The 16153-nt window shown below is 74.9% G+C and carries 1 protein-coding gene; it reads right to left on the bottom strand.

Annotated features, from left to right (window positions below):
* Nucleotides 1-23 precede the first annotated feature (23 nt).
* Entirely contained in the window at nucleotides 24-16136 is a 16113-nt protein-coding gene (locus tag QWU11_RS10560; RefSeq protein ID WP_290104945.1) for a type I polyketide synthase, read from the bottom strand.
* Between the last annotated feature and the right edge of the window lie 17 nt (nucleotides 16137-16153).

Here is a 16153-nt window from a genome sequence, read left to right as displayed (position 1 = left end):
GTCACCTCATCCCTCACGGGCCGCTACTTCCCGAACTCTCGCTGGATCAGGTCGAACAGCTCGTCGTCGCTGGCCGACTCCAGTTCCTCGTCCTCCTCGGGGCGCTGCCAGCTCGACAGCACCGCGCGGAGCCTGGCGCCGACCGCCTCCTTCACGGCGTCGTCCTCGACCGCGCCGAGCAGCCGGTCGAGTTCGGCGAGCACCGCGGTCTCCGGCGCCTCGGGCACCAGCTCGGCGAGCAGATGTGCGGCCAGCACCAGCGGCGTCGGATGGTCGAACACGAGCGTCGCGGGTAGCCGCAGCCCGGTGGCGGTCGCCAGCCGGTTGCGCAGCTCGACCGCGGTGAGCGAGTCGAACCCCAGGTCGGAGAAAGCGCGGCCCGGTGCCAGCGACCCGGCCGAGGCGTGCCCGAGCACGGCGGCGGCCTGCTCCCGTACGAGGTCGACGACGAAGGGCTGCCGGTCCTCCTCGGGCATTCCGGCGAGGCGCCCCGGCAGGGCCACGGCCCCGCCGCCCGCGGCTCGGCGTACGGGCCGGCGTACCAGGCCGCGCAGCAGCGCCGGGATCCGCTCGGACGCCCGCAGCGCGCCGGTGTCCAGCCGGGCCGTCACGAGCACCGGGTCGTCGGCGCCGAGCGCGGCGTCGAACAGCGCCAGCCCCTCCTCGGTCGAGAGCGGGCCGAGGCCGAGGCCCGTCATCCGGTGCAGGTCGGTGTCGCCGAGGTGGCCGGTCAGGCCGGACCGGAGTTCCCAGAACCCCCAGGCCAGGGAGACGGCGGGGCGTCCCTCCGCGCGCATCCGGGCCGCGAGCGCGTCGACGGCGGCGTTCGCGGCGGCGTAGTTGCCCTGGCCCGCCGCGCCGAGCAGCGCGGCGGCCGAGGAGAACAGCACGAACGCGGACAGGTCGCGGTCGCGGGTCAGCTCCTCCAGGTTGAGGGCGGCGTCCAGCTTGGGCCGGAGCACGGTGTCGAGGCGCTCGGGGGTGAGCGCGGTGACCACTCCGTCGTCGAGCGCCCCGGCTGCGTGGACGACCACGGTCAGGTCCGGAATCTCGGCGAGCAGCTCGCGCAGCGCGTCCCGGTCGGCGGCGTCGCAGGCCACCGTGCGGACGTCGGCGCCGAGCGCGGTCAACTCCTCGGTGCCGGCCGTTCCGGTCCGGCTCGCGAGGACGAGCCGCCGTACGCCGTGCTCGGTGACGAGGTGGCGGGCCACCGCGCCGCCGAGCGTGCCCGTGCCGCCGGTGATGAGGACCGTTCCGGCCGCGTCCAGCTTCGCGCCGGGCCCGGCGGTGGCGCGCACGAGCCTCGGCACGTACGCCTGCCGCTCGCGTACGGCCAGCTCCGGCTCCTCCGCGGCCACGGTCGGCTCGGCCGGGTCGTCGGTGTCGAGCAGCACGAACCGGCCCGGATGCTCGGACTGCGCGGACCGGACCAGGCCCCGTACCGCCGCCGTCGCGAGGTCCTCGACCCGCTCGCCGTCGCGTACCGCGACCGCCCCGCTCGTCACGACCACCAGCGGCGGCCCGTCCGCCTCCTCCAGCCGGGACCGTACGGCCGCCAGTGCGTCGGCGAGCGCGGCGCGCACGTCGCCGGGCTCGACGCGATGGACCCGTGCGGGAGTCTCGGCGGCGGTGCCGGCCGGCGTCCACTCGACGTGGTGCAGGGTCGCGTGACGTGCCTGCCGGAGCCGGCCCTCGGCCACGGGCCGCAGCACGAGGGACTCCACCGTGGCGACCGTGCGACCGGCCTCGTCGGCCACGAGGACGCCGACCGCGTCCGTACCGGCCCGGTGCAGGTGGACGCGCAGGGCGGTGGCGCCCGTCGTGTGGAGGGAGACGCCCTGCCAGGCGAACGGCAGGCGGGGCACGCCGTCGAGGTCGGGCAGCAGGCCGCCGGCGCCGAGCGGCCGCAGCGCGGTGTCCAGCAGCGCCGGGTGCAGGCCGAACCCGGCGGCGTCCTCGTCCTCGGGCAGCGCGACCTCGGCGAAGATCTCTTCACCGCGCCGCCACGCGGCCCGCAGCCCCTGGAACGCGGGCCCGTACCGGTATCCGGCGGCGGCGATCCGCTCGTCCAGCGCCGCGAGGTCGACAGGCTCCGCGCCGGCCGGCGGCCACGCGCCGAGCGCGGACGCTTCGGGGCGGCCGGTCGCGAGGATGCCGGTCGCGTGCCGCGTCCAGGGCTCCTCGGCGCCTTCCGGGCGCGCGTGCACCGTCACCGAGCGGCGGCCGTGTTCGTCGGGGCCGCCGACGGTGACCTGGACCGCGGTCGCGCCCTGGTCGGGCAGCACGAGCGGCTCGTGCAGGGTCAGCTCCTCGACCCGCTCGCAGCCGGCCTCGTCACCGGCGCGTACGGCCAGTTCCACGAACGCGGTTCCGGGCAGCAGGATCGTCCCGGCGACCGCGTGGTCGGCGAGCCACGGCTGGTCCTGGACCGACAGCCGTCCGGTCAGCACCACACCGCCGCCGTCGGCCAGCGGCGTCACGCCGTCCACGATCGGGTGCCCGGTCGAGCCGGCGGACACCGCGCCGCCCGGCGGCAGCCAGTAGCGGCGGCGCTGGAAGGGGTACGTCGGCAGCGGCACGCGGTGCGCGCCGGGGACGGCCGGGCGCCAGTCGACGCCGACGCCATGGGTGAACGCCTCGCCGAGGGACCGCAACAGTTGCTCGGCGTCGTCCTCACCACGCCGCAGCGAGCCGAGCACCGCGCCGCCGGTGTTCTCGACGATGTCCCGCAGCCCGACTCCGAGTACGGGATGCGGGCTGACCTCGACGAACACGTCACAACCACGGTCGAGCAGCCGCCGTACGGCGTCCTCGAAGCGGACGGTTTCTCTGAGATTCCGGTACCAGTACTCGGCGTCGAGGGCCGCAGGCTCGTCCGTCGCCGACGACTCGAACCACACCTCACCCCGCGTACCGGCGACGCCGTCCAAGTCGGCCAGCAGCCGGTCCCGCAGTCCCTCGACGGCGGGGGAGTGCGAGGCGTAGTCCACGTCGATCCGCCGGGCGCCCTCGATCCGCGCCACAAGACGCTCCAGCGCGGCGACGTCACCGGCGACGACGGTCGAGCGCGGCCCGTTGACCGCCGCCACCGACAGCCCCTCCTCCAGCGGCACGTCGGCGGCGGGCAGCGGCACCGAGGCCATTCCCCCCGATCCCGACAGGTCCCGGATCGCCTGGCTGCGCAGCGCGACGACGCGGGCGCCGTCCTCCAGCGAGAGAGCGCCCGCCGCACACGCCGCCGCGATCTCCCCCTGCGAATGCCCCACAACGGCAGCGGGCCGTACGCCGAAGGACCGCCACACCTCCGCCAGCGACACCATCACCGCCCACAACACCGGCTGCACCACGTCCACCCGGCTCAGCAGGCCCTCGTCCGCCACGGCCGTCTCCAGGTCCCAATCGACCCACCGGGCCAGCGCCTCACCACACTCGGCGAACCGTCGCGCGAACGCCGGCGACCAGGTCAGGAGACCCGCGCCCATCCGCACCCACTGCGAACCCTGGCCCGAGAACACGAACGCCACGCCGCTCGCGCTCCCCACCGGCCCGGACGGGATGAGGTCGCGCAGTCCTCCGGCGGCGGTGTTACGGTCCCGGGCCACGATCGCGGCCCGGTACGGGAGGGCGGCGCGGCCGGTGGCGAGGCTGAAGGCCACGTCGCCCAGGCGGTGGTCGTCCAGGCGCGGCACGAGCCGTTCGGCCTGCTCGGCCAGGGCCGCCTCACTGTCCGCGGACAGGACGAGGGGCAGCACGGACGGCGCCTCGTCCTCCGCGGGCGCTTCCTGCGGCGGGGCGGCCTCGATGATCACGTGGGCGTTGGTCCCGGTGCCGCCGAAGGACGAGACGCCGGCGCGTCTGGGCGCGTCGCGTTCCGGCCAGGGCCGGGTGGCGGTGAGGAGTTCCACCGAGCCCGCGGACCAGTCCACGTGGGGGGTCGGCGCGTCGATGTGCAGCGTGCGCGGCAGGGTGCCGTGCCGGAGCGACAGGACCGTCTTGATCACGCCGGCGACGCCCGAGGCGCCCTGGGTGTGGCCGATGTTCGACTTCACCGAGCCGAGCAGGAGCGGGTGGTCCCGGTCCTGCCCGTACGTGGCCAGCAGCGCCTGGGCCTCGATCGGGTCGCCCAGTTCGGTGCCCGTGCCGTGCGCCTCGACGGCGTCGATGTCCGTGGTGGTCAGCCGGGCGTTCGCGAGGGCCTGCCGGATCACCCGCTGCTGGGCCGGGCCGCTCGGCGCGGTCAGACCGTTCGAGGCGCCGTCCTGGTTGATCGCCGAGCCCCGGATCACGGCCTGGATCGGATGGCCGGCACGCCGCGCGTCGGACAGTCGTTCGATGAGGAGCACGCCGACGCCCTCGCCCCAGGCGGTACCGTCGGCGGCGGCCGCGAACGGTTTGCACCGGCCGTCCGGGGCGAGCCCGTGCAGGCGGCTGAACTCGACGAACCCGGCCGGGGTCGCGTTCACCGCGACACCGCCGACCAGCGCGAGCGAGCATTCGCCCTGCCGCAGCGACTGGCTCGCCAGGTGCAGGGCGACGAGCGAGGACGAACACGCGGTCTCGACCGTGACGGCCGGCCCTTCGAGGCCGAAGGTGTAGGCGACGCGGCCGGACACCGCGCTCGGCAGGCCGCCCATCGTCAGGTGCCCGCCGACGTCCCGCGCGCCCGTCTGCCGGCCGGGCCCGTAGTGCAGGTCGGCGCCGTAGCCCTGGTAGTACGTGCCGACGAACACGCCCGCCTGCGTGCCGCGTACGGTGCCGGGATCGATCCCGGCCCGCTCGAACGTCTCCCAGGTGGTCTCCAGCAGCAGCCGCTGCTGCGGGTCCATCGCGAGCGCCTCGCGCGGGGAGATCCCGAAGAACTCCGCGTCGAAGTCGCCCGCGTCGTGGATGAACCCGCCCTGCCGCACGTACGACGCGCCGGTCGCCTCCGGGTCGGGGTCGTAGAGGTCCTCCAGGTTCCAGCCTCGGTCGGCCGGGAAGCCGGAGATCGCGTCCCGCTCGCCGGCCACCAGCCGCCACAGGTCGTCCGGCGACCGGACCCCGCCGGGGAAACGGCAGCTCATCGCCACGATCGCGAGGGGTTCGTCGAGCGCCACCGCGTTCGGCGCGACCTCTTCCTCGTCGCGCTCCCCGTACATCTGGCCGAGCAGCCAGGCCGCGAGCGCGAGGGGCGTCGGATGGTCGAAGACGAGCGTGGCCGGGAGGCGCAGGCCGGTCGCGGCGCTCAGCCGGTTGCGCAGCTCGACGGCGGTGAGCGAGTCGAAGCCCAGGTCCTTGAAGGCGCGGCCCGGCGCGACCGCGCCGGGCGAGTCGTGGCCGAGCACGGCGGCGGCCTCCGTACGGACCGTGCCGAGGAGGGCGCGCTCGCGTTCGGGTCCGGGGAGGCCGGCCAGGCGCCGCGCGATGGCGGTGTCCTCTTCCGGTCTCTCCTCGGCGGCCTGCCGGGCCTCGGGGATCGCCTCGATCAGCGGCCGCCGGCGGGCCATCGTGTAGGTGGGGACGAACGCCGGCCAGTCGATGTCGGCGACCACCGGGCAGGGCTCGCCCGCCGCGACCGCGCGCCCCAGCTCCGCGAGCGCGATCTCCGGGGCCATCTCCGGGATGCCGCGTGCCCGCAGCTGCTCGCGTACCTCGCCGTGCGCCATGCCGCCCGCCCACGCTCCCCAGGCGATCGACGTGGCCGGGCGGTTGTGTGTACGGCGTCGCCGGGCGAGGGCGTCGAGGGCGGCGTTGGCCGCGCCGTACGCGCCCTGGCCGCCGCTCCCCCAGACACCGGCTCCGGAGGAGAACAGCACGAACGCGTCCAGGTCGGCGCCGTCGAAGAGCGCGTCGAGGTTCTCGGCGCCGGCGACCTTCGCGCGGGTCAGCTCGTCCAGGTCGGCCGGGGTGAGGTCGCGGATCGGCCGGGACACCTGGGGCACGCCGGCGGCGTGTACCACCGCGGTGAACGAATGTGCTCTCACGACGGTTTCGAGGGCCGTACGGTCGGCGACGTCGCAGCGCTCGACCGTCACGGCCACGCCGAGTTCGGCCAGATCGGCGGCGAGGTCGTCCGCGCCGGGGGCGTCCGGGCCGCGGCGGCTCGTCAGCACGAGGTGTTCGGCGCCCTCGCGCGCCAGCCAGCGGGCGAGGTACGCGCCGAGGCCGCCGGTCCCGCCGGTGACCAGTACGGTGCCGCGCGGCCGCCAGGTGCCGTCCGGACCGGCGCCCGCCCTCACGAGGCGGCGCGCGAACGTGCCGGACGCGCGTACGGACAGCTGGTCCTCGCCGGTGCTGCCGCCGAGCGCCGCGGCGAGCCGGGTTCGCGCCGGTCCGTCCATCGTCGCGGGAAGGTCGATCAGGCCGCGCAGGAGGTCGGGCTGTTCGAGGGACAGGGTGATGCCGAGCCCCCAGACCATCGCGGCGCGCGGGTCGGTCTCGGCGTCGCGGGTGAGCAGCCAGAGGGGGAGCTCGGCGTCGCCGAGGCCGCGCACCAGGGCGACGGTGTCCTCGAAGCCGAGCAGTGTCACGACGCCCGCGTACGGGGCGGTGTCCGGGGTATCGCCGCGCCACTCGTACGTGACGGCCTCGGCGCCGTGCTCGTCCAGCGCGGTGGCGATCGGTTCCACGTCCTCGTCGGGGCCGTGGACGACGAGCCAGGTTCCGGACAGCGCCGGGGACCCGTCCGGGACCGGGTGCCACTCGATCCGGTACCGGCGACCGCCCGCGGCGGGTGCGCCCGGCCGGTCCAGCCAGTAGCGGCGGCGCTGGAAGGGGTACGTCGGCAGCGGCACCCGCCGCCCGCCGGGGAACGCGGGCGACCAGTCGACGTCGACGCCGTGGGTGAACGCCTCACCGAGGGACCGCAGCAGCTGCGTGACGTCGTCCTCACCCCGCCGCAACGAACCGAGCACGGCCCCACCGGCCTCTTCCACGACCTCCCTGAGACCCACACCCAGCACCGGATGCGGACTGACCTCCACGAACACGCCACAACCACGATCGAGCAACCGCCGGACCGCGCCCTCGAACCGGACCGTCTCACGCAGATTCCGGTACCAATACTCCGCATCCAAGACCGCGGGCTCATCGGTCACCGACGACTCGAACCACACCTCGCCCTGCGCGCCCTCGACACCGGCGAGGTCGGTCAGCAGCCGATCCCGCAACACCTCGACCGCAGGAGAATGAGAGGCGTAATCCACGTCGATCAGCCGAGCACCCTCCACCCGCTCCAGCGCGGCCACCTCACCCGCCAGCACCGTCGAGCGCGGCCCGTTGACCGCCGCCACCGACAACCCGTCCTCCAAGCGGATCTCGGCGGCCGGCAGCGGCACCGACGCCATCCCACCCGAGCCCGACAGATCCCGGAGCGCCCTGCTCCGCAGTGCGACGACGCGGGCGCCGTCCTCCAGGCTCAGAGCACCCGCGACACACGCCGCCGCGATCTCGCCCTGCGAGTGGCCGACGACAGCGGCGGGCCGTACGCCGAAGGAACGCCACACCTCCGCCAGCGACACCATCACCGCCCACAACACCGGCTGGACCACGTCCACCCGGCTCAACAGGCCCTCGTCCGCCACGGCCTCGCGCAGGTCCCAGTCCACCCAACGGCTCAGCGCCTCACCACACTCGGCGAACCGCTCGGCGAAGACCGGCGACCAGGTCAGGAGACCCGCGCCCATCCGCACCCACTGCGAACCCTGACCCGAGAACACGAACGCGACGTCACCGGCGGCCTCCACCGGCCCGACCGGAACCGGCTCCTCGTCCCCGACGACCACCGCACGATGCTCGAAGACCGCACGCGACGCCAACGAGAACCCGACGTCGACCGGACGCTCACTCACCCCCGACAACCGCCGGGCCTGCTCCCGCACCGCCTCAGCCGTACGAGCGGACAGGACCCACGGGACGGGGGCGGCCACGGCCTCCGGCTCGGGTGTCTCCTCTGGCGGTACGTGTTCGAGGATGACGTGGGCGTTCGTGCCGCTGACGCCGAACGCCGACACCCCGGCCCGGCGCGGCCGGCCGGCGGACGGCCACGGCAGCTCCCGCGTCGCCAGCTCCACCGCACCCGCCGACCAGTCCACATGCGGCGACGGCTCATCCGCGTGCAGCGTCCGCGGCACCACACCGTGCCGCATCGCCGCCACCATCTTGATCACCCCGGCCACACCGGCGGCCGCCTGCGTGTGGCCGATGTTCGACTTCACCGACCCCAGCAGCAGCGGCGTCTCCCGCCCCTGCCCGTACGTCGCCAGCAGCGCCTGCGCCTCGATCGGGTCGCCGAGCACGGTCCCCGTGCCGTGGCCCTCGACGGCGTCGACGCCGGCCGGGTCCAGGCCCGCGTTGGCGAGCGCCTGGCGGATCACCCGCTGCTGCGACAGGCCGTTCGGGGCGGTGAGGCCGTTGGAGGCGCCGTCCTGGTTCACCGCCGAGCCGCGCAGTATCGCCAGTACCTCGTGCCCGTTCGCCCGCGCGTCCGAGAGGCGTTCGACGAGCAGCACGCCGACGCCTTCGGACCATCCCGTACCGTCGGCGCTCGCCGCGAACGCCTTGCAGCGGCCGTCGGCGGACAGGCCCCGCTGGCGGCTGAACTCGATGAACACCCCAGGCTCGGGCATCACGGTCACGCCGCCGACGAGGGCCAGTGAGCACTCGCCCTGCCGCAGCGACTGGGCGGCCAGGTGCAGGGCGACCAGCGAGGCCGAGCATCCGGTGTCGACGGTGACCGCCGTGCCCTCGAACCCGAACGTGTAGGCCAGCCGACCGGAGACGACGCTGCCGGTGTTGCCGGTCAGCAGGTAGCCCTCGAAGTCCTCCGGCGCCTCGTGCAGCCGCGGGCCGTAGTCCTGGACCATCGCGCCGACGAAGACGCCGGTGTCGCTGCCCTGGAGCGAGCGCGGGTCGATCCCGGCGCGTTCGAAGGTCCCCCAGGCGGTCTCCAGCAGCAGCCGCTGCTGCGGGTCCATCGCGAGCGCCTCGCGTGGGGAGATGCCGAAGAACTCCGCGTCGAACTCGCCGGCGTCGTAGAGGAACCCGCCGGACCGCGTGTAAGAACGCCCGGGGCGGCCGGGCTCGGGGTCGTACAGCGAGGAGAGGTCCCAGCCGCGGTCGGCGGGGAAGTCGCCGATCGCGTCCACGCCCTCGGCGACGAGCCGCCACAGTCCTTCGGGCGAGCGGACGCCGCCGGGCAGGCGGCAGTTCATCGCGACGATGACGATCGGGTCGTCACCGGCGGGGGCCGCCGCCACGGCGGGCGCGGCGGCGGGCGCGCCGTCGACCAGCGTGCGCAGGTGCCCGGCCAGCGCGGCCGGGGTCGGGTGGTCGAACAGCGCGGTCGTCATCAGGCTCAGTCCCGTACGGGACTGGAGCCGGTTGCGCAGGTCGACGGTGCTCATCGAGTCGAACCCGAGCCACTTGAAGGTCCGCGCCGGGTCCACGGACGCGGCCGAGCCGTGCCCCAGCACGACGGCGGTCTCGCCGCGTACCAGGTCATCGAGGGCGCGGTCGCGTTCGGCGGGGATGAGCGCGGCCAGCCGCCGCGCGTACGAGGAGTCCTTCTCGGCGGGGGCCTCGACCAGTTCGGAGAGCAGCGGGCTGTGCCGCCGCGTCGCGAACGCCGGGACGAACCGTTCCCAGTCCACGTCGGCCACCACGGTCGCGGTCTCGCCGCGGTCCAGGGCGCGCTGCAGCGCGGCGAGCGCCCGGTCCGGTCGGAGGGGCGTGACGCCCTGGTCCGCGAGGTGGTCCATCCCGGCGGCCATGCCGTCGCCGGCCCACGGTCCCCAGGCGACCGCGGTGGCGGGCAGGCCGAGCGAGCGGCGGTGGTGGGCGAGCGCGTCGAGGTAGGCGTTGGCCGCGCCGTACGCGCTCTGGCCGCTCGCGCCCCAGATCCCCGAGCCGGAGGAGAACAGGATGAAGGCGTCGAGGCCGGCGGTCAGTTCGTGCAGGTTCGCCGCGGCGGTCGCCTTCGCCCGGAGCACGGCCTCCAGCCGGTCCGGGGTCAGCTCCGCCACCGGCGCCTCGTCGAGGACGCCGGCGGCGTGGACCACCGCGGACAGGCCGGGAAGCTCCTCCAGCAGGGCGGCGAGGGCCTCGCGGTCCGCGACGTCGCACGCGGCGATCCGTACGGCCGAGCCCAGCTCTTCGGCGAGCCCGGCCGCGCCGGGCGCGGACGCGCCTCTTCGGCTCGCGAGCACGACCTGCCCGGCCCCGTTCCCGACGAGCCAGCGGGCCACGTGCGCGCCGAGCGCACCGGTGCCGCCGGTGACCAGGACGGTGCCGCGTGGACGCCACGGCGTCCCGGTCCCGTGCGGGGCGCGGGCCAGCCGCCGCACGTACGTGCCGGTGGGCCGCACGGCGACCTGGTCCTCCTCGCCGGTGCCGGACAGCACCGCGCAGAGGCGGTCGACCGCGGCCTCGTCGAGTTCCTCGGGTAGGTCGACCAGACCGCCCAGACCCTGTTCGAGCGCGTAGGCGCGGCCGAACCCCCAGACCAGGGCGCCTTCCGGATGGGGCAGCGGGTCCGACGGCGCGACCGACACGGCGCCGCTCGTGGCGAGCCGGACGGGCGTGCCGTCGAGCGCCTTGACCAGCTCGACCGTGCCCTCCAGGTCCAGCAGCGACAGTACGGTGACCGGCTCGTCGGTGTCGGGCCACGTGACCGTACGGGCGTCCGCGCCGTGCCGGATCAGGCCGGCCGTCACCGCCTCGGCGCTCGCCGAGCCGGGCGGGGCGACGACGAGCCAGCGGCCGGTCGGCGCGGGACGCCGGTCGGCGAGGCGGCGCCACTCGACGGTGTACCGCAGCCCGTCCAGGTCGTCGCCGCCGACCCGCGCCGGGGGCACGTACCAGAAGCGCTGCCGCTGGAAGGGGTAGGTCGGCAGGTCCACGCGGCGCGCGTGCGGGAACGCCGGGCGCCAGTCCACCGCGACCCCGGCGGCGTACGCCTCGGCGACAGAGGTCAGGAAGCGCCGCAGCCCGCCCTCGCCGCGGCGCAGCGAGCCGAGCACCGGCACGTCGGCCGTCTCCTGCGTGCCCGCGACGAGGACCGGGTGCGGGCTCATCTCGACGAACGCGCCGTGCCGTGCGGCGTTCCGCACCGCGTCGCTGAAGCGGACCGTCTCGCGCAGGTTGCGGTACCAGTAGTCCGCGGTCAGCTCACTCGTGCCGACCGGCTCGCCGGTGACGGTGGAGTAGAAGGGCATGGCCGACGCGCGCGGCGCGACCGGGGCCAGGTCGGCAAGGAGCCGGTCGCGGACCGCTTCGACCTGCTCGGAGTGCGACGCGTAGTCCACCGAGATCCGCCGCGCGTCCCCGACCCGTGCCAGTACCTCCTCCAGCGCGCCCGGCGCGCCCGACACCGCGGTCGAGCGCGGCCCGTTCACCGCCGCGATCGACAGCGGGAGATCCAGCCGCCGTACGTCCTCCACCGGCAGCGGGACGGCCACCATCCCGCCCCTGCCGGACAACTCGGCCAGCGCCCGGCTGCGCAGCGCGACCACCCGTGCGCCGTCGTCCAGGGACAGCGCCCCGGCGACGCACGCCGCCGCGATCTCCCCCTGGCTGTGCCCGATCACCGCGGCCGGCCGGACGCCGTACTCCCGCCAGAGGCCGGCCAGCGCGACCATGACCGCCCAGAGCGCGGGCTGGACGACGTCGACGCGGGTGAGTTCCTCCCCGCCGCGCAGGACGTCGAGCAGCGACCAGTCCGTGTACGGCTCCAGCGCCGCCGCGCACTCGGTGAGCCGTCGCGCGAAGACCGGGGAGGTGTCCAGGAGTTCCTCGGCCATCCCGGTCCACTGCGAGCCCTGGCCGGGGAAGACGAAGACCGGCTCGGCGGTGTCGGCGGCCCGGCCGCGTACGACGTGTTGGGAGGGTTCGCCGTCGGCCAGGGCGGCGAGGGCCTGTTCGAGCTCTGCCGCGTCGCCGGCCACGACGACGGCGCGGTGCTCGAACGCGGTGCGGGTCGTGGCGAGGGAGAGCCCGATGTCGTCGAGGCGCTCTCCCGTACGTCCCCGCAGGTCATGGGCCCGGTCGCGCAGAGCCTCGTCCGTACGGGCGGCGAGCACCCAGGGCAGGACCCCGTCCGTGTCCTCGCGGGGGGCGGGGGTCTCCTCCGGTACCTGCTCGATGACGACGTGCGCGTTCGTGCCGCTGACGCCGAAGGAGGAGACGCCGGCGCGTCGGGGGTGGCCGTTCTGCTCCCAGGGCTCCTCGGTGGCGAGCAGGGCGACCGCGCCGGCCGACCAGTCCACGTGGGGGGAGGGTTCGGCGGCGTGCAGCGTGCGCGGCAGCACGCCGTGCCGCATCGCCTGCACCATCTTGATCACGCCGGCCATGCCGGCGGCGGCCTGGGTGTGCCCAAGGTTCGACTTGACCGACCCGAGACGGAGCGGGCCCTCCCGCTCCTGCCCATCTCGGCCATACGTGGCGAGGAGCGCGCCGGCCTCGATGGGGTCGCCGAGAGTGGTGCCGGTGCCGTGCGCCTCGACGGCGTCCACGTCGGCGGGTCTCAGCCCGGCGTCCGCGAGCGCGGCCCTGATGACCCGTTGCTGCGCGGGGCCGTTCGGCGCGGTCAGGCCATTGGAGGCGCCGTCGGAGTTCACCGCCGTACCCCGGACCACGGCGAGCACCTCGTGGCCGGCGCGCCGGGCGTCGGAGAGGCGTTCGAGCAGCAGGACGCCCGCACCCTCGGCCCAGCCGGTGCCGTCGGCCCCCGCGCCGAACGCCTTGCAGCGCCCGTCGGGGGCCAGCCCGCGCTGCCGCTCGAACTCGGCGAAGATGCCCGGGTTGGCGAGCACCGTGACGCCGGCGGCCAGCGCCAGTTCACAGTCGCCGTGCCGCAGGGCCCGTACGGCCTGGTGGAGGGCGACCAGCGAGGACGAGCACGCGGTGTCGACGGTCACCGCGGGACCGCGCAGGCCGAGGGTGTAGGCGACCCGGCCGGAGGCGACGCTCGCGGTCGTACCGGTGAGGACGTAACCGGCCAGGTCGTCGCCTGCCTCGTGCAGGCGGGGGCCGTAGTCCTGCGCCATGGCGCCGACGAACACGCCGGTGTCGGTGCCCTTGAGCGAGCGCGGGTCGATCCCGGCGCGCTCGACCGCCTCCCAGCAGGTCTCCAGGAGCAGTCGCTGCTGCGGGTCCATCGCGAGGGCCTCGCGCGGCGCGATGCCGAAGAAGGCCGCGTCGAACTCGGCGGCGTCGTGGAGGAAGCCGCCGCGAAATCCGTCGTCGTCCCAGCCCCGGTCGGGTGGTGCGTCGCCGATCGCGTCGACGCCGTCGCGTACGAGCCGCCACAGGTCCTCCGGGGACCTGGCCCCGCCGGGGAACCGGCAGCCCATGCCGACGATGGCGATCGGCTCGTCCTCCGCGGTCGCCGGCCGGGCCTTCTCCTCCGGCTCACCTCCGGCGAGGTGCTCGGCCAGCGCGGCCGGCGTCGGGTGGTCGAAGAGAGCGGTGGTCGCGAGCCGTACACGAGTGATCGCGCTCAGCCGGTTGCGCAGGTCGACCGCGAGCAGGGAGTCGAAGCCGAGGTCCCGGAAGGTCAGCTCGGGCGCGATGTCCTCGGGCCCGCCGCGTCCGAGCGCGACGGCGGCCTGCGCGCGTACGAGGTCGAGCGGGGCCAGGTCGGGCCCGGTGGGTACCGGCTCGCCGGGCGTCGCGTCCAGCCAGTGCCGCTCGCGCTGGAAGGGATAGGTCGGCAGAGCCACGCGACGGCCGCCCGGGAACGCCGGCCGCCAGTCGACGTCGATGCCGTGGGCGAACGCCTCGCCGAGCGAACGCAACATCTGCTCGACGTCGTCCTCGCCGCGCCGCAGCGAGCCGAGCACGATCCCGTCGGTGTCCTCCAAGATCTCCCGGAGCCCGACGCCGAGGACCGGATGCGGGCCGACCTCGACGAACACGTCACAGCCGCGGTCGACGAGGCGGCGCACGGCGTCCTCGAAACGGACCGTCTCACGCAGGTTGCGGTACCAGTACCCGGCGTCCAGCGCGGCCGGTCCGTCCGCCACCGAGGACTCGAACCGTACGTGCGGCTCGATGCTTTCGACGCCTTCCAGGTCGTCGAGAAGGCGGTCCCGCAGTCGCTCGACGGCGGCCGAGTGAGAGGCGTAGTCGACGTCGATCCGCCGGGTACCCTCGATCTGTCGCACGAGGCGCTCCAGGGCGACGACCTCACCCGCGACGACGGTCGAGCGCGGCCCGTTGATCGCGGCGACCGACAACCCTTCTTCCAGCGGGACCTCGGCGGCGGGCAGTGGAACCGAGGCCATGCCCCCGTCGCCGGACAGCTCCCGTATCGCCTTGCTCCGCAGCGCGACGACCCGCGCGCCGTCGTCCAGGGAGAGCGCGCCGGCCACGCAGGCGGCGGCGATCTCCCCCTGGCTGTGCCCGACGACGGCGGCGGGCTCGACGCCGAAGTCGCGCCACACCTCGGCGAGGGACACCATCACGGCCCACAGCACCGGCTGGACGACGTCGACCCGGCTCAGCAGGTCCTCGTCCGCGACGGCCGTCTTCAGGTCCCAGTCGACCCAGCGGCGCAGCGCCTCGCCGCACTCGCTGAACCGTCGTGCGAACGCCGCTGACCAATCCAGCAGCCCGGTGGCCATGCGGACCCACTGCGAGCCCTGACCGGCGAAGACGAACGCGATGTCCCCGGGCGTACCGGCGGCCGTGGAGACCAGGTCGGTGAGACCGTGCCGGAGGGTTCCCGTTTCGGCGCCGACGACGACGGCGCGGTGCTCGAAGACCGAGCGCGTACGGGCGAGTGAAAACGCCACGTCTTCCGGCCGGCCTTCGACCCGCGACAGCCGGCGGGCCTGCTCCCGCAGCGCCTGCGGCGTCTTCGCGGACAGGACCCACGGGACGGGACCCGCGTTCCCCGCCTTGCTTCCACCTACCGCCTCGGCCTCGGTCAGGACCACGTGGCAGTTCGTACCGCCCATCCCGAACGCGCTGACGCCGGCCACGAGTGTCCGTTCCGGGTCCGGCCAGAGACTGCCTTCGCCGGTGACCCGGAGGTTCAGCTCCTCCAGGGGGATGTCGGGGTTCGGGTGGGCGAAGTGCAGACTCTTGACGAGCCGCCGGTGGCGCAGGCAGAGTGCGGCGCGCAGCAGTCCGACCACGCCGGCCGCGGCCTCCAGGTGACCGACGTTGGTCTTCGCCGAGCCGACGAGCAGCGGGGACCGGCGGCCGGGCGCGGTGCCGAGCTCCGCACCGAGCGCGGCGGCCTCGATCGGGTCGCCCAGCCGCGTCCCCGTACCGTGCAGCTCGACGTACTGCACCTCGGCCGGGTCGACGCCCGCACGCTCGTACGCCTGCCGGAGGACGTCTTCCTGGGCCTCCCGTACCGGCGCCGTCAGGCTGTGACCGCCACCGTCGTTGTTCTGCGCGCTCCCCCGGATCACGCAGTGGATCGGATCGCCGTCCCGTACGGCGTCGGCGAGGCGCTTGAGGACGAACACGACGCCGCCTTCGCCACGGACGTAGCCGTTGGCGCGGGCGTCGAACGTATGGCAGCGGCCGTCCGGCGACAGGCCGCCGAACAGGTCGACGGCGGTGGTGCTCTCGGACGTGAGGATGAGGTTCACGCCGCCGGCGAGCGCGACCGAGGACTCGCCCGTACGGAGGCTTTCGCAGGCCAGGTGCACGGCGACGAGGGAGGAGGCCTGGGCGGCGTCGACGGTGAGGCTGGGTCCGCGCAGGCCGAACAGGTAGGAGAGCCGGTTGGCGAGCATGCCGCGGCTCAGCCCGGTCAGGCTGTGCGCGGTGAGCCTGCCGCCGCCCCAGGTGAGGGCGGTGTAGTCGTCGGCCATGGCCCCGACGAAGACGCCGGCGCGGCTGTCGCGGAGGACGGCCGGGACGATTCCCGCGTCTTCCAGAGCCTCCCAGCCGAGTTCCAGCATCAGCCGTTGCTGGGGGTCCATCGCCGCCGCCTCGGGCGGGGAGATGCCGAAGAACGGAGCGTCGAACCCGTCGACGCGGTCCAGGAAGCCGGCTCGCCCGAGGTCGAACTCCGCACGGCCCGGCGGCATGTCCCGTACGGCGTCGGTGCCCGAGGTGAGCAATCGCCAGAAGGCACCGGTGTCCGGCGCCATGGGCAGCCGGCACGAACAGCCGACGACGGCGATGGGTTCGTGGGTCATCGCGACGACGAGTGGGA

Origin of the sequence: Actinomadura sp. DC4 (assembly GCF_030406325.1) — a bacterium.
GTDB lineage: Bacteria > Actinomycetota > Actinomycetes > Streptosporangiales > Streptosporangiaceae > Actinoallomurus.
The sequence above is the reverse complement of the archived record's forward strand: the minus strand, read 5'-3'. Positions and strand labels throughout refer to the sequence as shown.